The sequence below is a fragment of the Alicyclobacillus tolerans genome (assembly GCF_900142255.1).
Taxonomy (GTDB): domain Bacteria; phylum Bacillota; class Bacilli; order Alicyclobacillales; family Alicyclobacillaceae; genus Alicyclobacillus_I; species Alicyclobacillus_I tolerans.
Map to the genome: position 1 here is coordinate 73,359 of NZ_FRAF01000002.1, position 17,823 is coordinate 91,181.

At 45.9% G+C, this 17,823-nt stretch carries 18 protein-coding genes; 9 read left to right on the forward strand and 9 right to left on the reverse strand.

Annotated features, from left to right (window positions below; all coding sequences use genetic code 11):
• Entirely contained in the window at positions 1–363 is a 363-nt protein-coding gene (gene folB / locus BUA75_RS01580) for a dihydroneopterin aldolase (protein ID WP_072872831.1), read from the forward strand.
• Between the two features lie 47 nt (positions 364–410).
• On the opposite strand, the gene BUA75_RS01585 is transcribed toward folB, so the two are convergent.
• From BUA75_RS01585 to BUA75_RS01600, 4 genes are all read right to left on the reverse strand, one after another.
• A complete protein-coding gene (locus BUA75_RS01585; RefSeq protein ID WP_072872832.1) occupies positions 411–833 on the reverse strand; it encodes a DUF2269 family protein in 423 nt (140 codons plus the stop codon).
• Positions 834–965: 132 nt separating this feature from the next.
• Entirely contained in the window at positions 966–2,027 is a 1,062-nt protein-coding gene (locus tag BUA75_RS01590) for a tetraprenyl-beta-curcumene synthase family protein (RefSeq protein ID WP_242650225.1), read from the reverse strand.
• 43 nt (positions 2,028–2,070) lie between these two features.
• Positions 2,071–2,355 carry a hypothetical protein gene (locus tag BUA75_RS01595; protein ID WP_072872833.1) on the reverse strand — a complete coding sequence of 95 codons (285 nt, stop codon included), beginning with the start codon at positions 2,353–2,355 and terminating at the stop codon, positions 2,071–2,073.
• A 185-nt stretch (positions 2,356–2,540) separates the two neighbouring features.
• Positions 2,541–3,596 carry a M42 family metallopeptidase gene (locus BUA75_RS01600; protein ID WP_072872834.1) on the reverse strand — a complete coding sequence of 352 codons (1,056 nt, stop codon included), beginning with the start codon at positions 3,594–3,596 and terminating at the stop codon, positions 2,541–2,543.
• 171 nt (positions 3,597–3,767) lie between these two features.
• Here BUA75_RS01600 and BUA75_RS01605 point away from each other — a divergent pair, with 171 nt between their 5' ends.
• From BUA75_RS01605 to BUA75_RS01615, 3 genes are read left to right on the forward strand one after another with little or no spacing between them, the layout of a single operon-like run.
• Positions 3,768–5,300, forward strand: a complete 1,533-nt coding sequence (locus BUA75_RS01605) for a dynamin family protein (protein ID WP_072872835.1) — start codon at positions 3,768–3,770, stop codon at positions 5,298–5,300.
• Positions 5,300–7,261, forward strand: coding sequence for a dynamin family protein (locus tag BUA75_RS01610; RefSeq protein WP_072872836.1), 1,962 nt, complete (start codon positions 5,300–5,302; stop codon positions 7,259–7,261). The genes BUA75_RS01605 and BUA75_RS01610 overlap by 1 nt, the downstream gene beginning before the upstream one ends.
• A 12-nt stretch (positions 7,262–7,273) precedes the next feature.
• Positions 7,274–8,506: a S1C family serine protease gene (locus tag BUA75_RS01615; protein WP_072872837.1), complete on the forward strand. Its 1,233-nt coding sequence runs from the start codon at positions 7,274–7,276 to the stop codon at positions 8,504–8,506.
• An 88-nt stretch (positions 8,507–8,594) separates the two neighbouring features.
• Here the strand turns inward: BUA75_RS01615 and BUA75_RS01620 are convergent, their stop codons facing one another.
• The 3 genes from BUA75_RS01620 to sigK all read right to left on the reverse strand — a co-directional run bounded on the left by BUA75_RS01620 (position 8,595) and on the right by sigK (position 10,867).
• Entirely contained in the window at positions 8,595–9,383 is a 789-nt protein-coding gene (locus tag BUA75_RS01620) for an SDR family oxidoreductase (RefSeq protein ID WP_072872838.1), read from the reverse strand.
• 135 nt (positions 9,384–9,518) lie between these two features.
• Entirely contained in the window at positions 9,519–10,094 is a 576-nt protein-coding gene (locus BUA75_RS01625) for a hypothetical protein (RefSeq protein WP_129583474.1), read from the reverse strand.
• 35 nt (positions 10,095–10,129) lie between these two features.
• Positions 10,130–10,867: an RNA polymerase sporulation sigma factor SigK gene (sigK, locus tag BUA75_RS01630; RefSeq protein WP_072872840.1), complete on the reverse strand. Its 738-nt coding sequence runs from the start codon at positions 10,865–10,867 to the stop codon at positions 10,130–10,132.
• Positions 10,868–11,119: 252 nt separating this feature from the next.
• Here sigK and BUA75_RS01635 point away from each other — a divergent pair, with 252 nt between their 5' ends.
• The 4 genes from BUA75_RS01635 (at position 11,120) to folE (ending at position 15,161) form a co-directional block, all read left to right on the forward strand.
• Positions 11,120–12,316 carry a hypothetical protein gene (locus BUA75_RS01635; RefSeq protein ID WP_072872841.1) on the forward strand — a complete coding sequence of 399 codons (1,197 nt, stop codon included), beginning with the start codon at positions 11,120–11,122 and terminating at the stop codon, positions 12,314–12,316.
• Positions 12,317–12,488: 172 nt separating this feature from the next.
• Positions 12,489–13,130, forward strand: a complete 642-nt coding sequence (locus BUA75_RS01640) for a TetR/AcrR family transcriptional regulator (protein WP_072872842.1) — start codon at positions 12,489–12,491, stop codon at positions 13,128–13,130.
• Positions 13,131–13,418: 288 nt separating this feature from the next.
• Positions 13,419–14,354: a MerR family transcriptional regulator gene (locus tag BUA75_RS01645; protein ID WP_129583475.1), complete on the forward strand. Its 936-nt coding sequence runs from the start codon at positions 13,419–13,421 to the stop codon at positions 14,352–14,354.
• A 222-nt stretch (positions 14,355–14,576) separates the two neighbouring features.
• Positions 14,577–15,161: a GTP cyclohydrolase I FolE gene (gene folE / locus BUA75_RS01650; protein WP_083574013.1), complete on the forward strand. Its 585-nt coding sequence runs from the start codon at positions 14,577–14,579 to the stop codon at positions 15,159–15,161.
• A 64-nt stretch (positions 15,162–15,225) separates the two neighbouring features.
• Here folE and iadA read toward each other — a convergent pair whose 3' ends face one another.
• The gene (gene iadA / locus BUA75_RS01655; RefSeq protein WP_072872843.1) at positions 15,226–16,563 is read right to left on the reverse strand and encodes a beta-aspartyl-peptidase; all 1,338 of its coding nucleotides are present in this window, start codon (positions 16,561–16,563) and stop codon (positions 15,226–15,228) included.
• Positions 16,564–16,688: 125 nt separating this feature from the next.
• Between iadA and panD the strand changes: the two genes are divergently transcribed.
• Positions 16,689–17,093 carry an aspartate 1-decarboxylase gene (panD, locus tag BUA75_RS01660; protein WP_072872916.1) on the forward strand — a complete coding sequence of 135 codons (405 nt, stop codon included), beginning with the start codon at positions 16,689–16,691 and terminating at the stop codon, positions 17,091–17,093.
• A 98-nt stretch (positions 17,094–17,191) separates the two neighbouring features.
• Here the strand turns inward: panD and BUA75_RS01665 are convergent, their stop codons facing one another.
• Entirely contained in the window at positions 17,192–17,800 is a 609-nt protein-coding gene (locus BUA75_RS01665; protein WP_072872844.1) for a superoxide dismutase, read from the reverse strand.
• Positions 17,801–17,823: the final 23 nt, after the last annotated feature.

Here is a 17,823-nt window from a genome sequence, read left to right on the forward strand (position 1 = left end):
GTGGATGAAATTCGTCTACGTGGTCTGCAGTTTTTTGGTTATCATGGTGTGATGCCAGAGGAGACAGTTACAGGTCAACGGTTTATCGTTCATCTGAATTTAAAAATTGATTTAAAACAGGCAGGTCTTACCGACTCTATTAAACATACCGTTGATTACGCAGCTGTTTATCGCACTGTAAAGGAAGTTGTTACTGGAGTTCCTCGTCGACTGATTGAGGCTGTAGCAGAAGATGTTGCGAAAGTGCTTTTGGAAAGATTTCTGCTGGTGGAAGAAGTCACGGTGGAACTTGAAAAACCGGGGGCGCCTATCCCCGGTATTTTTGAAACGGTGAGTGTGCTTATGACGCGACGCCGTCATTAAACCCATTGAGTTGAATGCTATGATGCTGGGATGCTTGAGGTTGTGCATTAGGGCTGGACACTCATTAAATAGGCGATAATGGCAAGCAGGGCGACAGCAAGAATACCAATACACCAGTTGCTGACTCGCAAGCGTTTTAATTCGGCTTCAGCCAAAATCTTGCGGCTGTCAGATATTTTTTGTAACTCTCGAAATAGGCCGTAACGAATAGCGACAAATACCAGAAGATAGAGGAGTAATGAAATAATCATCCATGCTTGTTCAAGCATTTTTAGACTGGAAAAAAGAACGAGTAAGCCGCCCGTAATCCACAACAAAATATTGGCGGTGGTTTCAAAAGGGCGGTAGCGTTGGATGAAACGTGTCACACCAGCTACCGAACGCAATCTAGGAATGGCGAAGAAAATGGTAAGTTTCGAACAAACAGCTATAAGATGGACAACCAGTACTGGCATAAAAATCGCAGGCACGCACGATCTCTCCCTACTCAAACGATTCTGTCGCTTAAGCAACTCCTTCTATGCCAGTGTAACTCATTGACCAAACGGCCGGAAGATCCCCGAACAAACTAAAAACACATTGATTCAGTGGTAAATTCTTGATCACCGGATGATCCGATACAAAAGGCAAGCCCAGTAGAACATCCAGGCGGTTGGGCCAGCTTGCAACAGCAGCCATTGCGCTTTGCGAATACCTTTTTGTCGCAATGCTTTCCGATCTGAAAGATACATCCCCAATAAACCTTTGACAACAAACTGGTGAATTTTATTTTCTAAGGGCTTCCGTCGAGAAACCCATAGACTTGTTTTCATAAAACGGCGCAACCTTTTGCGAGCAGCGCGGGGGGAAGGGTAACAAAGCACGAAATTAAAGTCACCTTCACGAATATCTTCTTCTACGTCGATCAGATAATCCAGTAGGATATGCAAGCCGCAAAGCCAGGGAAAATAACCAGCCCGTACCTGGTTGGCCAAATCTGATTCCAATGGCTCTGTAGCGGCTAAAAATAAAGCGAACATACCTAAGGTAGACCCAGTGGCTGCAGCAAACTCCCACCATTCAATTTCCGGAAATTCGCGCAGATAGGGGCGGCTCCATGCAATCAGAGCTGCTTCCCTCAAGTGAGGTTCAATATGCTTAGTTTCTTGCAATTCGCAGTATCGTTCTACAAGCCACTCTACATCAGGTTGGACTGCTGCATAACCAGGCAATTTTTCCAGAGCATTTTGACATGTACTGACTAAATCGTCCAGATAATTGCCATCATCACAAGATTTGCGAAATCGGTAGTATTCTTGATGAGCTTGTCCTGGACGTACGGCATCGCGCATAGCGTCGTGCAATGCGCGGAAATCATTGGCATCTGTGCGTTGACATCGGTCACAGAGGTTGTCCAAATAATCGCTGATGGTTTGTAATGCAACAATAATCTTGACGAGCAAGATTCTCGATTCAGGCTTGGCGGCTGCGTAAACACACCCTCCATCAGCGTGAAAACGCTTGTCAGTCAAACTGGCAAGTGCTTGAACACGCAATTCTGTATCCGGAATGTTTTCAGCCCGGCGGCGCCAATACATTAATTCGGCGCGCGCCGTTGGCATCACATCATGAAACAAACGATAGAGGAACTGTGGTGGAGCTATTACAGACAATCGTTTCGTCACAGCAGCCTCCTCTCTTCGTTGAACACAGTGGCTACAACTGTTTTTACTTTAACAGCAATTGACCTACATCACTTGCCACACTTAACATCTTTTTGGCATTCTCGGCATTTAGCCAACTAGGTAAACCTGCCTGAGACGGAATGGGTTGTTGAGTTTTGGGAGCAAAGGGGATAGCCGGTTTCGGCACAGACGCATGTCCATGAATTTGTCCGTAAAGTCCGCGCCTTTTTGCGCCCTGATGAACCATTTTGACTAATTCTTGAATTCGCTCATCGCGCGCCACATCAAAAGCCATTCCCCCAAATTTTAGCATGGTGTTCAATTGCATGCTCATACACCTCGCATTAGGGTAATTCTTCATTGGCTTCTGCTTTACCATATGCAACTGATGTGTGCGAGTAGCGGACAACCGCCTCATTCCTGATGTGCTTTCATTCACTGCTCTGTGTCTAACATTCTATGCATGTTCTGTATTTCTCAGTCATGCTAAGCGGAATCCACGTGCCTTTATGCTTAAACTTCGCAAAGCGGTGATTGCAAGTAGTGAATGAGCAATTCGGACGTGTGGATTAAAGCGTCTGAGTGCAGGCGTTCATAAGTATGAGAATTGGCAACGCCGGGTCCCACCAGACCATGCTTGATGTCTGCACCGGATCGGACTGCTGCAGAAGCGTCAGAACTGTAATGTGGATAAATATCAACTGCATAGTGAAGCTGGTGTTGTTGAGCTATATGTACAAGGTGCTGACGTAATCCGAAATGGTAAGGTCCTGAGCCATCCATAGCACATATGGAAACACAGTGCTCATCTGTTGTCTGACCCTTGCCAATAGCCCCCATATCTACAGCGACATATTCTACAGTTTGTTGCGGAATGTTGGAATTACCGCCATAGCCAATCTCTTCGTTGTTTGAGATGAGAAAAGTACAATCTACAGCTAATTCGCGGTTGTTTCTTTGCAATGCGTGAACCACACCAAAGAGTATGGCCACACTCGCTTTATCATCCAAGTGCCGACTCTTGATATATCCACTTTCAGTCAAAACAGCGCGTGGATCCCAAGCGATAAAATCTCCTACGGAGATACCGAGTTTCTTGACATCTTCTGCTGAGTGTACGACTTCATCAAGCACAATCACCATATTGTCAGCAGTGCGTTCAGTTTCGTTGACTTTGGAGTTAACGTGGATAGAGGTGTTTTCCAGGAGAACAGTGCCTGTAAATGTCTTTTTCTCAGAAAAAATGCGACAAGTTTCTCCTTCGATAGTACTCCAGGCATAGCCACCAATTTTTTGTATGCGCATTTGTCCACTGGGCAAAATTTCTTTAATCATGCCACCGAGCGTATCGACATGAGCCGTCAGCAAACGGCTAGACTCAGATTGTTTTCCTTGGATGGTAAAACAAAGCGCACCTTTATGTGTTCTGGTCGACTGAATTCCGAGCTTTTTGGCTTCTGCTTCAACAAAGTCAATGGCAGTCTTCGTCATTCCGGTAGGGCTAGGAATATTTAACAGGCGCAACAAAAAATCTTGAGTATACTGTAAGTCTTCCTGCGAAAATAGCATGTTCTTATCCTCCCTTTTGTGATAGATGAGGCAATGTCGCTCTATTGTCAGAATTCCGCCTCATTGTATCACAACAAAATCTCCACAGATTCTTAAACTTGCGTATCATAGTGTAGGTGGAGATTACGATCATTGAGTGGAGATTGTGATAAATGAAAGGAAGCAGACGGTATGGTACAGCAAAGAACAGTCGCTGACACAGCATGGACACCTGAGTCAGAGCGGGCATTGAATCAAGTGTGCGCAGAGATGGAGGAGCAAGGACAAAATGAATTGTCTGAGCGCTTGCGCGCTATTGTCAATCCATTACGGGAGGGTCAATGGAAGATAGTGGTGGCCTTTTGTGGCCTGTTTTCCGCTGGTAAATCCAGCCTCATCAATGCGCTTACAGGTGCTTCTCTTGCGACTGGTGCCGTACCTACAACTGCCAAAGTAGAAACAGCGGCAATGGTCAATGAAGAACTTGGATGTGAAATCGATCTACTGGACACACCGGGCATTGATTCAACGGATGCGAGTCACGAAGCGGAAACGCTTGCACACCTCTACCTGGCAGATCTCGTGGCGCTTGTCATGGATTACCAACACGTGGAGGCTGACGAGCATCTGGAATGGGCAAAACGCTTACAAGATGAGGGGAAGCGGCTCATTTTAATTGTCCACCAGGTTGACAAACATCTCGATTTTGAATTGTCGTTTGAAGAATATCAAGAACGGGTGGAAACAGCATTTTCAGCTTTTGGTGTGGAACCCGAGCGGATTTTCTATACTTCCACGCGTCCTTCACCCTATTCACAAATTGTCGAGCTCCAATCTTTCCTTCTAGGATTAGCGCATATCAGTCCTTGGGAGAAACAGTTTTCCATCTATATTCGTGTGCAGGAAATCCTTCGTCAATTCGCACAAATTTGTCATCAAGAAGAATGGCAAAAGGTACAGGAAGATGTTATGGACATCTTTGGGCAATTCCCGGAAAACGCTCAAGAAGCCAGGCAGTGGTTAGAAACGAGATCGAAATCTATTCTAAAAGTACAAAAAGACTACCAATTGCGGCTGGATGAGCTACAGGACAAATGGAATCATGAGCGTATTGAACTGGCTCGTCTCATTGAATTGGCGCAGATTTCTCCTTATGAGACAACGGAACTGGGCAGAAAATATGTTGAGAGTTTGCGAAGTGATTTTCGTGTAGGCTGGTTTGGTCGCGAGAAAAAAACGGAGCAGGAACGCGAACAGCGTATCCAGAACTTCTTGAATGATTTAACCGATCGCGCTCAAAAAAATCTTTTTTGGCCGCTTCAGTCTGCGTTGCGCGCCTTTCTTCAGGAGGAACTAAGTTCCGGAACCTGGGATGCTGCGCAACTTGACAATTTGACAGTTCCCATAAGCTCTGAATTGCTGCAGAGACAAATCAAATCTGGTGCGCTGGTTTCTGCAGATTACGGTTATCAGTACGTTCGGGATGTGGTAGCGGCAATTCGTGGCCAGACATTGGCGCGTTTGCAAATGATGCTGGACGATTATCAACAATTGGCCATTGTTCAACTGCAGGAAGAAGAACAGTCTATCAAACAAACATTTGCTCCTGATGTGGAAGCCTGTCGCGCCTTGAATGCTTGGTTGCAGGTTTATGAGAGTATTGAACGGGAATGGCGCCAGAAATTAAATGCAATTCCTGTATTTTCGGAGGTGGGCGCAAGGTAATGGGTGTTGAACATACCATCCAAGATAAAATTGCAGCAGCTCAAAATTTACTGGCGGATTTACCGCACGGGCAGCCTTTTCAGGAAAGCCTTGTCTTAGCAAAGGAACGTTTTCAGAATCGTCAAGTCATGGTGGCTGTTTTTGGTGCTTTTTCAGCAGGCAAGTCTTCTTTGCTCAACGCTTTGCTGGAGCAACCTGTATTAACCGTCTCTCCCAATCCTACGACAGCGACAGTGACAAAAATTCTTGCTGGTCGTCAGGGTGAATTATGGATTGAAGCTAAATCGAAAGATGAGGTTTGGCAAGACGTATCTGATGCCTGTCGACGCATCCAGTTAGAAGCAGATTCTCTCGAGGCTGCGCTTGCCAAAGCAGAGAGTTTGCAGCCAGCTCAGTATGGCAAAACAGCGAGAACTTCCCTTTCCTATCTCAAAGCGGTCAGCAAAGGTTATCCTGTTATGCGTCACCGTCTTGGACAATCATGGAACGCAACGTTGGACGAGCTGCGTTCTTTCACTGCAGATGAGTCATTGGCCTGTTATGTCAGAGAAGTACAGGTGCCGCTGGCGAATGCGCCTTTTGCGGAAGGATTTGTTCTCGTGGATACACCGGGCGTCGATTCTATTCACCGCCGTCATACCAATGTTGCTTTTAACTATATGCGCCAAGCAGATGCAATCGTTTTTGTGCTTTATTATACACACGCTTTTTCGCGTGCAGATAAAAACTTTTTGCAACAATTGGCTGATGTGCAAAACGTAATGGGTCAAAACAAATTGTACGTGGTTGTGAATGCGGTCGATCTTGCTGTGGACGAAGAAGAGCGCCATGCTGTAGAGCAGCGCGTTCGAGATGAGCTGAGATCACTGGGTATCGTTGAGCCGCGTATTTATGGAGTTTCCAGCCAACTGGCTTTAGCGGCCAAGCAATTAAAAATAAAAACGGATCCGAAATTTGAACAAATGGCAAGAGTACGTCTTCAATTAGGTCCTGAAGAGCCATTGCCAGTTCCGGATGAGATATGGAATATTTCAGGGCTGGAAGCTTTGCAAAAAGATTTAATGACGGCAAATGATGATGTGCGTGAGCGTTTGCGGGTAGAGACTTTACAACGCGAAATGACGCATCTTATGAATCAAATCGAAGCGGAAGTCACGCGTTTGGGATTGCTCCAGCGCGCTCGAGCAGAAGAGCGGGAACGTTTCGTGGCAGACGTTGAAACTGCTCATCGTTTGCTTCAGGAAGAAAAAGAAAACGGCGCTGTTTTGCGGAATGTGCAAGTACAACTGCAAAGTGATTGTCAGGAACTTATTTTTCATATAGGAGAACGCATTCGTCTCAGGTTTTCTAACTTATTCCGTGAGGCGTTTTATCCGGGCCGTTTTGTTCAAAGTAAGGAGACCAAAATGGCTTTGCAGGAAGCGGCCGCAGAATTGGCCGGACAATTGGAAACGCAAATTTTGGTAGAGACTAGAACTTTTTCGCTTCGTTTGCAAAAAATTGGACAGGAATTACTTGAACAAGCAGCAGATGCTCTTTGTGCTCGACTACCACAGATGTTGCGAGCAGCAATCAATATTCCAGACATACAAATTCAGTTGCCTGAGGTTCAGGCAGAAGATGTGCACATGAATCATCAACCTTTACTGCAATCTCTCCACTACTTCCGTTCTGCGCGGCAGTTTTTTGAAGAAGGCGGCCAACGTGATATGCTTGAAGCAGTGGAACCATTGCAGATGGGGGAAGTAAAAAGCGAGATTAGCCGTTTGACAACACAATTACTCGAACATTTGCAACAGCAATGGGCAGAGATGGAGCAAGAATGGATTGAAGCATGGATGTTGCAGTTGCGACAGTTTACAGAGCAAGGTAGAGCAGAGGAAATAGCAGAGAATCAATCGCGTTGGCAATTTGTTGCAGAAGAATGGGCAAAGTTGTGGGGGCTATCTAGGGCGCAATAAGGGGGTATGCACATGGCGAGAAGAAAATGGCGCGATGATGATTTATGGCAATCGCGCCGCAACGGGGGGGCGCGGACAGTTCTACTCGGTATTGGGATATTTGCTGCATTTGCTGCAGGACTTGGAGTAGGATTGTTGGTGCAGTCGCCGCGTGTAGTAGAAGTGCCAATGCAGGCTCCAACTTCTGGCGCTCCAAGCAGTACGGGTGCGCTCGGAAACTCTCCTGCGAATACCCTTGCCAGTGGACAGTCGGCTAATGTCATTACTCGGGTCTATAATCAGGTAAAAAACAGCATTTGTACCATAACAGCTATCTCTGGCGGTACAGGCAAAAATGCCGGCGAGGAAGACATTGGCACAGGTTTTTTAATTAATAATCAGGGCGATATAGCTACAAACGCTCATGTCGTAAATGGACAGAAAACTGTTACGGTTACGTTTGGACAAAAGAATTATACAGGAATTGTGCTTTCTGCAGATACATTGGATGACTTGGCGATTGTTCATGTGGCGGGTATCGATCAACTGCCGCCGTTGCCTCTTGGAAATGCCAACACACTGGTACCAGGTCAGTTTGTCATAGCCATCGGCAATCCGTTTCAATTGACGGAAAGTGTGACTTTTGGCATTATCAGCGGTTTGAATCGATCGATGCCTATGCAAACGGGTCATGTGATGGATGGATTAATTCAAACCGATGCACCTCTGAATCCTGGAAATTCTGGCGGTCCTTTGCTTAACGAGGCTGGACAGGTGGTTGGTATAGATACAGCCATTGAAAGTCCGGTTGAAGGATCTGTAGGGATTGGTTTTGCGATTCCTATTAACCGTTTGGAACGCTTGCTTCCGACTTTATTGCGCGGTGAACAGGTCAAGCATGCCTGGATTGGTATTGCAGGAATGGATATTGACAGTTATTTGCAAAGTCAACTTGACCTCCCAGTCAGCCAGGGTATTTACGTAGAGTCTGTCACACCCGACAGTCCGGCTGCGAAAGCAGGATTACGCGGAGATAGTGGTGCGGCTGCCGCCAATCAGACGGGGCAAATCAGTAAACTGCGCGGTGATGGAGATATCATTATTGGCTACAATGGGCATCCCATTCAGACCATTGAGCAGTTGACGGCAGATATCAATCGGGATCAGCCTGGACAAGTGATACAGTTAACAGTGTTAAGGAATGGTAAGAAAATACAAATCTCTGTGACGCTTGGTAACTGGCCATCATCATCCAGTGGAGGTTGATTTCATCAATAACCAACCGGTCTTTTGCTGACCGGTTGGTTATCCAGTCGTATGGGATGAAAAGTCGATATTGCCATACAGTCGTTTTTTAAAATCGAATTGGCCCGAGACTTTGACCGCCGTCCATCGTGAGTACATCGCCGGTGATAAAGCTGGCTTGCTCGGAAGCGAGCCAATCCATAGCTTTGGCGATTTCTTCTTTGCTGCCCAGTCTTCCTGCGGGGATGGAATGAAGAACTCGTTGATAGGCTTCTTCTGTTGGCCATAGGCGATCGGCGCCGCCGGTGTCGCCTATTGGCCCAGGAGCAATGCAATTAACCCGAATACGGTGTTTGGCCCACTCGACAGCTACGCTTTTCGAGAATGCCACTACACCAGCTTTAGCAGCAGCCGAATGACAGACACCTGGGCCGCCATTCGCGTAATAAGTGGCGACAACATTGACAATCGCTCCTGGTTGCTGGCGGGCAATTAAACGTCGAGCAAAAGCGGTGGAATAGAAAAATGTTCCATTCAATACAATTTGAACAACAGCATTCCAGCCGTTAGCTGACAGTTCTTCTGCTTTACAGATAAAATTCCCTGCAGCGTTATTAATCAGCACATCTACTTTTCCAAAGTCTGAAAAAACCTCATCCCAAATTTCCTCTGCGCGTTCTGAGTCCCGTACATCTGCCTGATAATAACGTATACGATCTGTTTTATTTTCTGTTAATCCGCAATGCGTGGCAATCGAATTAGAGGCGTTCTGCAATTTCTCAATACTTCGTCCAATAAGAGCAACAGAACCTCCCGTTTTCACAAAATGCTCCGCAAACGCTTCGCCAATGCCACTGCTTCCTCCGGTAACAAGTGCAACTCTTCCGCTGTTTAACAATAAGATTCCTCACTTTCGCGGGCCTGAAAAGGTCTTCATCGCGCAGCTAGTTCAACCTCTGCACAGAGCCCACTGTTCTGAAGAGTTTCAACTGACATTCAGTCAAAACTCTGATAAACAAAGATTACCTTATTTTCAGCCGTTTGAGTTTAATTTTTTCAAAATATTTACGAGTGAAGGGGAAGCCATAAATGCATGGCCATTGGCCAGAACATAAGGCGATTGTAATGAGGTTGGGTTTACGGCCAGTTGGATAGAAAGCATTTGTTGTGAATTGGACTCCACATAAAGCGTATCGAATACTTGAGCGCTTTGGACGTTTTTGTTATCAGATATAGGAGTCGATTCAGATAGAGATTTAAGAATTTGCACAATCGTGTTGTGACCGCTGACTGAAATCAGCGTATTGGCAGCCGTTGCGCCAGAAGTCAACGGCTGCAATAAAATGGAACGAACATTAGCCACATCTATATTTTCCGTCAATACGTGAAGTGTGACATGTTCATTGATATAGTCAACGACAAATGCAGACAGGAATGCGACAATCAGGAGAATTGGCGCAATCCAGACAGTACGTGGAATACGGTTTCTTCGCAAGCCATACATAGGGCAGAGGACTCCTTGATTCAAAAGTCGCTTGGCGCGTCCTCTGGTATCGTACTCTGAAAGAGCATCGACATCAACAGCAACTATATGGTTATTTATCAACAATCTTGTGAGAAATATCTATCTTGGTTAGCAGCGTTCTAAGAATCTGCATATCGGCGCTGATAACGAAAAGCAGCTCGTCGGCGCTTGCCTGCTTGCGAGTGATGAAACATTTTGAGCAGAGCCCTTTTTTCTAAACGTGAAACGTAGGAACGGGATATGTTTAAAGCATCTGCTACGTCGTTTTGCGTCCACTCGCGTCCGTCCGTCAGTCCAAACCGCAGTTCAATGACACGTCTTTCCCGTTCATCCAAAATATCAAGCAACTTTAGTGTGGATAGGATTTCCATGCGTTTGCTGACTTCTTCCTCAGTCATGTCTACTTCAGAGCCAAGTACATCGGCAATGACGATATCGTTACCTTCTTTATCAGTGCCAATGGGGCTGTAAAGGGATACATCTTTACGGGATTTTTTCTGTGCTCGCAGTTGCATGAGAATTTCATTTTGAATACAGCGCGCAGCGTAAGTAGCAAATTTTGTCCCTTTGTTGGGCTGGTAAGTATCTACAGCTTTGATCAGTCCAACGGTGCCAATGGAAATGAGATCGTCCTGATCGATATTGGCTGAGTCAAATTTTTTTGCTACGTGGGCAACTAGGCGCAAATTGTGTTTAACCAACATGTCATGCGCTTCCCGATCGCCGTTTTGCCAGCGTTCGAAGTACATCTTCTCCTGCTCCTTGCTCAACGGTTGGGGAAATGACTGATGGAGGTAGCCGCTGACCAACGTGACATCATGAAGCAGGGAAAAGGCAGCAGCGGCAAGAGAAAACAAGGCAGGAACACCTCCGACATTTGATTCAAGATAGCGTATGTCGGAAGCGTATTTTTGGTGAGGAGCTTTGTAGATGTCACCTGCCCAAAGTTTGTTTTACATCATAGTCTTCGCAGAAAAAATCTTCATTGCGTATGATAAATCGTTTCATGCATGCTTTCGCTTTATTGAATGCAAGCAAACCTGTTCTTTTGTAGGTCTAATGACGGGGTGAAACAAAGTTGCCATCCATACCATAGGAGGTCTATAAGAATGACGGTGCCTTCACAAAAAATCTATTTATACGCAGCAACAGAAGGTGATTTTTGGAAAGCAATGGCTGCTGCGCAAGCTTGTAATATACCAGTTTCCCAAGTGACGGGTGATTTCCAAGAAGCCTGGCGCTATGTTGCAGATGGTCAACATCTGGTTATAGCTGTTGGGGGCGCTGCACTTTATGCGCTCTACTACAATCCTTGCAATTGGCAGAATCCTGCTGCTGAAGCTGGGGGGCACACACCATTTTCTCATTATGCCAATGGTGGAGGTATCCAAACCATCACCAAGAACTTCTTTGTGAATGCAGCAGGTTATACAGCACTAGATTCGCTCAAATTAGCCACAATGCTCACTTACTATGCAATTAATGGTGTCTACCCTTATGGGTGGACTGGATTGCCGATACAGGAAACTCCGCAAGCTGTTTGTGTCCAAGGTTCGTCTAACCATATTGATCCTTTGCAACGATCAATAACCACTGTTCAAAAAGCTGGCACCAATATTCTTTCGCCAGAGGTTGGATTATACGCGGTGTTTGACTCTGTACAGTCTGCCGAGTCAGCTTTACAAATCGGCTGGTCAGGATTGGCCAGCACAGCGGCATTGGGTATCTCTACGCCTCCTTATACAGAGTTGCTCTCTAACCATTCTGATCAATATGTTGCAGCCGCGTTGGCCAACAATAACAATCCTCTGGTCTTCTGGATTTCCTTTTGGACGGTTTCTTGGCCTGAACCGGGAGATAGCTTTCAATCGGCTGGGCATGCTGCGGGTGTCTATGCTGCCAATCAATTGGCCAACTATCCAGGGACAATACGCCCTAGTTTTGTTGTGATTGATCCGGAAGGATACAATCAACCTGCAACGACCTCCAGTGAATGGAAGGATTTTATCAGTGGATGGCGGGAAGGACTGCTCTCTGTAGATAGCTCTTTGCAACCAGGATTCTACTGTAATCAGTTTCAGTATCAACAGTATCAATTAAGCTCTTTGCCCGATCCGGCATTTATCGCCATATCTCCAATCTCGGGAAATCAACCTGAAGTAACGGGCGGCAATATCCGTGGCTATATTGCTTACACCGCAAGTTGTCCTGTAATTTCTGATATAGAACAGGTAAAAAGCTGGGGAGCTACGTACAATACAGTTCAATTTGCGGACAGCGGTGTAGATTGTGGTCCCAACAGTTAAAACCAGCAGATGATAGTTTCCATTTTTTTAGCATCCGATATGTCTGTAAAACAACTGCTGTTCTTTGGCATGCCAAGGTGGATAAGGTACACTATGGGGTATGATAAAGCGTATGGACCACCTTGGCATCAATGGAAAAGGCCCAAGGCGTTGGTTAGGGAGGTAAATTTGTATGACGTCAACTGTCCGTCGCAAACCGGGCCGCCCCAAGCTGGTCAATGGTGATACTTCAACTGCGCACGCTATCCTAGAAAAGGCTGCTGAATTATTTATGAATTATGGGTATGAAGGCGTGAGCGTAGAGCGCGTGGCAGAAGAATGCAATTTGACAAAGGCAAGTATCTACTACCATTTTGCTAATAAGGCGAGTCTTTTTACTGCTTCAATGATTCATTTGATGAATTTAATAGAGAATCAAGTTAAGGATATCTTGTCCAAAGACATGCCTTTTCTGGACAGGCTTTATGAAATTTCACTGGCTTATTTGAAAATTGCTGAACCACGCATGGAGTTTTCCACGTTGATGAGAGAAGCTAAGCCGTTATTAAGTCGGCAACAGTTACGGCGTATGAAAGAATCGGAAGAACGTTTAGCCACAGCCTTAGCCCAAGCAATTCAAGAAACTCAAGAATCCCAAGCCAAAGCGTATGTCGATCCTTATTTGGCAGCTAAGGTCTATCAAGCACTTTTGCCACTGGGTCGTTTGAAACTGGCTAACGGCGCTGCTTATTTTTCAACTGCCGAGCAAGCAGCATCGGAAGTTGTCCATATCACCGCTAGAGTTTTAGGATTTTCTTTTCAGACAATCGAATAAATCTTCATACTTATGCTTCGTTGGACGCTCGAGCAATGGAACGTGATCGAAAAAATAACATTGTACAAATATTATACAATTGTTGTACAATACAAATGAACCCACTGTCCTATTTATCCATTCAGTCTCTTGGATAGGCAGACAAGTATGCCTGAGAAATCAGTTGGCGAGACTTGGATTATCACCAAATGGTTTATTATGAAATTTTTGTATTGCTCTAAAGGATCAAGGTTAACCATGATGTCGTGATTGCGAGATTTTTTAATTTGGGGAAAGGAAGGCCATGTTGTGGGCAATAAACCTGCGTTTTACAGTATTAGCCAAGTTGCGGAAATGACGGGACTGACAACGCAGTTAATCCGGAAGTGGGAACAGCGTTACCGTCTCATCCAACCAGAACGCATGCCTAATGGCTATAGGGTTTACACACAGCATGATGTGGATCTTCTCCAAAAAGTAAGTAAGCTTGTGCAAAGTGGGTTCTCCGTAAAAAACGCGGTTCTCTCTGTGCAAAACCAGCATTCTCATTTGCGAGCGTTAGAAAGTCATCCAGAATATCAGCAAACCTCAGAGACTCTGGTTTCAGACAGAGGAATGGATGTTTCAAAAATTCAACAACTGCTTGCTTTAGGAGAACGAGCGGACAGCAGCGGTTTAATTGAGACGATGCAACGCATGCAGCAGGAACTAGGAATTCGGCCATTCCTTTATGAAATCGTTGTTCCCTTTTTGCAAAAAGTGGGCACTTTTTGGAAAGAAGGGGTTTGGAGCGAATATCAGGAGCATATTGCCTCAGGAGTGACACGCGATGTGCTGATTCAAATGAGACGCACATTGAGGACACCTGAAAGTGGACCGCTTCTGCTGGCCGCTTGTGTACCTTATGAGCGGCATGAGATTCCTTTGCACATGCTGATGATTGAAGCTGCTCTGGAAGGATGGCGCAGTGTTTTCTTAGGCCCTTCTCCAGCTGAAGGAGCAATTGAAACTTCAATCGTAGAGTTGCAGCCTGTTTGTGTGGCGCTTTCCATGTCCACTCTCGAGCCTGTCCATATCCATCCAACTCTCATAGATGAGTTGAGTCAATTTGCGGCAAAACATGCCAATACGACTTTCTTCTTTGGCGGACGGGGAGCCCAAGCTTACTTTTCTACGCATTCTGCGCATCCATTTTACCTTGTGCAAAACCTGCGGGATGTATTAAGAACGCCCAACTTTTTTTAGACTTATCCATGTCTTACCAAGTCATCGGTCAGCAAATTTTGTCATTCGTCTCTGAATAGTGATCCAATCGATATGTGGATAAAGTATATTGGAGTGGTAAAGTGGACAGGTATAGATGGTTTACAAGTGTTCCGAGGGAGAGATGAGGTCATGGCCCAAATCAAGCGTAGCAAAGCGCTGCAATCGGTAGCTACTTTCGCGGAAGATACAGCCGCGATTGAGATGAAAAGGCACAGACCGACCGTAGACAGAGAAAAGGTTGAAGAAGCCATACGTATGTTGCTCGAAGCTGTAGGAGAAAATCCTAATCGGGAAGGTCTTCTGGATACCCCTGCTCGTGTCGCGCGCATGTATGAAGAAATTTTTGCAGGTTTGCATCATAATCCGTCCGAGGAATTATCCGCCCGTTTTCATGTTGATCACGATGAATTGGTATTTGTTAAGGATATTCCGTTTTATTCGATGTGTGAACACCATCTTCTCCCGTTTTTTGGAGTGGCGCATGTAGCCTATCTGCCAAGTGGCGGTGTCGTAACGGGCCTTTCCAAGCTTGCGCGTCTTGTCGATATGGTGGCCAAACGCCCGCAGGTTCAAGAACGCATGACCAACATGATTGTCGATGTTTTGATGCAAGAAATGGAACCTGCAGGGGCCATGGTTGTCATTGAAGCAGAACATTTGTGTATGAATATGCGCGGAATCAAGAAACCTGGCAGCAAGACACTCACCATTGCGGCTCGCGGCGAATTTCAAGAACATCCAGAACGCCGCGAGGAAATTTTGCAAATGATTCGTTATGCGCACTAAAGGTACTTGGCTAGTTTTTATTCATCTTCAAGGCAAAACCATGCTGAATATATCATTCGAGGTGTTAGCAGCAGTAGTGGCGACGGCGGCTTTTCGCTTGTCGCTCGTCGCGATCAGGAAAGTCATCTTCGTCTTCGTCTGACGGTTCAAGCATGGGTCTGCCGCGTTTTTCTGACTTTTCTCCAGATTCGTCGTTGCTTTGTGGAGATCCGGGAATATCATGCGCATTTTCAAAGGTGCCAAAGACAATTGCCTCTCCGTTTTCCACTACCTTGCGGCCCTTGGCAAATACGTGTTGAATTTTGTATTCTTTATCCGTCAATAGTATATCAGCGTCAAGGCCGGCTTTGAGTCGGCCTTTGTGTTGTAGTTTTAATATGCGTGCCACGTGCAGGGTCACTATGCTAATAGCTGTTTCCACAGGAACCTCTTCTTGAACGATGGCATCCACCGTTTCTTCCCAAAGTGTTTTAATGGAGCCAATGCCCATGGCTAAAAGTTTGCCGCGATCGTCAAAAATAGGAGAACTGCCATTGCTGTCAGAACTCATGGTAATCAAAGCAGGGCGAATTTGGGCATCCAACAAGCGGCGAATCGCTTTGGATGGTTTAACAGAAACGTGGTCGTGCTTGTCGGGGCGAATACCAGATGTAACATCGACGATTCCCCCTTTTTTTCCGTATCGCACAGCATCCTCTAATAAATCAGGATTGCGGTTAAGATGGGTTGGGACAAAAGTGGATAGAGGCAATTCTGTTTTGTCGATTAAATGAAAAAGAATCGACAGCTTTTGATCGTCATCACCCACATGCAAATGAAGCACGCCTGCCTTGCCAGCTAAAAGCCCGCCAACACGCGCTTCACTGGCTAGTTCGGCTAAATCCTGCTCGCTAGGATGGGATGAACGGGTATCAGAGATGGCAATTTCGCCAATGCCGATCACTTTTTCGATTAAAACCAAGTCGCTGCGTGGCATGCCTGTCAACGTACGTGTGGGCACTTGATAGGCACCAGAGTATATGTACGTGCTGACGCCCTCAAAATCGAGTGCCTGCGCTTTGGCTAGCAGTTCGCGGGTGCTGCGCGTTACACCATCTGTTCCCAGAACTCCTACAAGGGTGGTGACTCCAGCTGTTGTAATATGGCTCAAAGATATTTCTGGAGTACGGTAATGAAAACCACCTTCGCCACCACCACCAGCCATATGGACATGTTGATCAATTAATCCAGGAAAGGCGTAATATCCGTCAGCTTCGACAATTTCCAGTTCGGGTAAACTTCCGTGCATCGAAAGGTCATCAGCAATTGCCAGAATGTGTCTGCCACCAAGCAGAATGTCTTTCTTGCCAAGTGATTTTGGTGCAAACACTTCAGCGTTTTTAATCAAAGTCAGTACAGGCATGCAAATCCCCTCGCTCCAACAAAAGGCTGCTACAAGTCTTTCCATCCATAGCCCGCAATAAACGTGGCAAGATATTATGGAGATACGGACAATCTGTGTATAATGCTGTGGGGGGTGTTGCCAAGATGGAACGAACAATGTTGAAATCCAAAATTCACCGAGCCACGGTCACGCGGGCCAATTTACATTATGTTGGCAGCATCACGATTGACGAAATACTCATGGAAGCTGCAGATATATGGGAAAATGAAAGAGTTCAGATTGTGAATTGTAATAACGGGGAGCGCTTGGAAACTTACGTCATTCGGGGCGATCGCGGTAGTGGTGCGATTGAATTGAATGGCGCGGCTGCTCGTTTGGTACAGCCTGGAGATATTATCATCATTATGTCCTATGCGCAAATGAGTCAAGAAGAAGCTCGGGAGCATCGGCCTCGTATTGTCATTGTCGACGAGCATAATCAGCCTGTGCCGGTTGATTTTACAGAAACACATGCGTTCAATCAGCAATTGCAAACGGTTATTCGTTGACTGAGGCTTTATTTCCATCCTTTGTATGCAAGTATGAAAAAAGCAAAGCGGGCAACCGTAGGGCTGCCCGCTTTAAGATGAGCATGGTGCAACTGCTATTATTTCGCAGCTTCAAAACGTTTGTTCACTTCAGCCCAGTTGATGAGGTTCCAAAACGCTTTGATGTAGTCTGGGCGTTTATTCTGATACTTCAAATAGTAAGCGTGTTCCCATACATCAAGTCCCAGAACTGGTTTTTTGCCCTCCATCATGGGGTTGTCTTGATTGGGAGTGCTCATAATGGACAGTTTGCCGCCATCCACCACCAACCATGCCCATCCACTTCCAAATCTACCTGTTGCAGCTTTGGTAAACTCCTCTTGGAATTTTTCGAATGAGCCAAAGGTCTCGTCAATCGCCTTGGCAATTTCACCCGTAGGTGCTCCGCCGCCGTTGGGGCTGAGAATTTCCCAAAACATACTGTGATTGGCATGTCCGCCACCATTGTTGCGCACAGCGGTGCGAATATTTTCTGGAACAGCGTCTAAATGGCTTAGCAGTTCTTCGATACTTTTGGATTGCAGGTCAGCATGTCCTTCCAGAGCGGCGTTCAAATTGTTGACATACGTACCATGGTGACGGTCGTGGTGGATTTCCATTGTCAGGGCGTCAATGTGTGGCTCCAAAGCGTTAAAAGCGTATGGGAGCGGTGGTAATTGAAAAGCCATGCAAATCCCTCCTATGTAAAGTT

What these genes read in the sequence shown, in the direction of transcription:
- BUA75_RS01595 (WP_072872833.1), bottom strand. Translation starts at nt 2,355, where the DNA reads ATGCAATTGAACACCATGCTAAAATTTGGGGGAATGGCTTTTGATGTG.
- BUA75_RS01600 (WP_072872834.1), bottom strand. Translation starts at nt 3,596, where the DNA reads ATGCTATTTTCGCAGGAAGACTTACAGTATACTCAAGATTTTTTGTTG.
- BUA75_RS01605 (WP_072872835.1), top strand. Translation starts at nt 3,768, where the DNA reads ATGGTACAGCAAAGAACAGTCGCTGACACAGCATGGACACCTGAGTCA.
- BUA75_RS01610 (WP_072872836.1), top strand. Translation starts at nt 5,300, where the DNA reads ATGGGTGTTGAACATACCATCCAAGATAAAATTGCAGCAGCTCAAAAT.
- BUA75_RS01615 (WP_072872837.1), top strand. Translation starts at nt 7,274, where the DNA reads ATGGCGAGAAGAAAATGGCGCGATGATGATTTATGGCAATCGCGCCGC.
- BUA75_RS01635 (WP_072872841.1), top strand. Translation starts at nt 11,120, where the DNA reads ATGACGGTGCCTTCACAAAAAATCTATTTATACGCAGCAACAGAAGGT.
- BUA75_RS01640 (WP_072872842.1), top strand. Translation starts at nt 12,489, where the DNA reads ATGACGTCAACTGTCCGTCGCAAACCGGGCCGCCCCAAGCTGGTCAAT.
- folE (WP_083574013.1), top strand. Translation starts at nt 14,577, where the DNA reads ATGAAAAGGCACAGACCGACCGTAGACAGAGAAAAGGTTGAAGAAGCC.
- iadA (WP_072872843.1), bottom strand. Translation starts at nt 16,563, where the DNA reads ATGCCTGTACTGACTTTGATTAAAAACGCTGAAGTGTTTGCACCAAAA.
- panD (WP_072872916.1), top strand. Translation starts at nt 16,689, where the DNA reads ATGGAACGAACAATGTTGAAATCCAAAATTCACCGAGCCACGGTCACG.
- BUA75_RS01665 (WP_072872844.1), bottom strand. Translation starts at nt 17,800, where the DNA reads ATGGCTTTTCAATTACCACCGCTCCCATACGCTTTTAACGCTTTGGAG.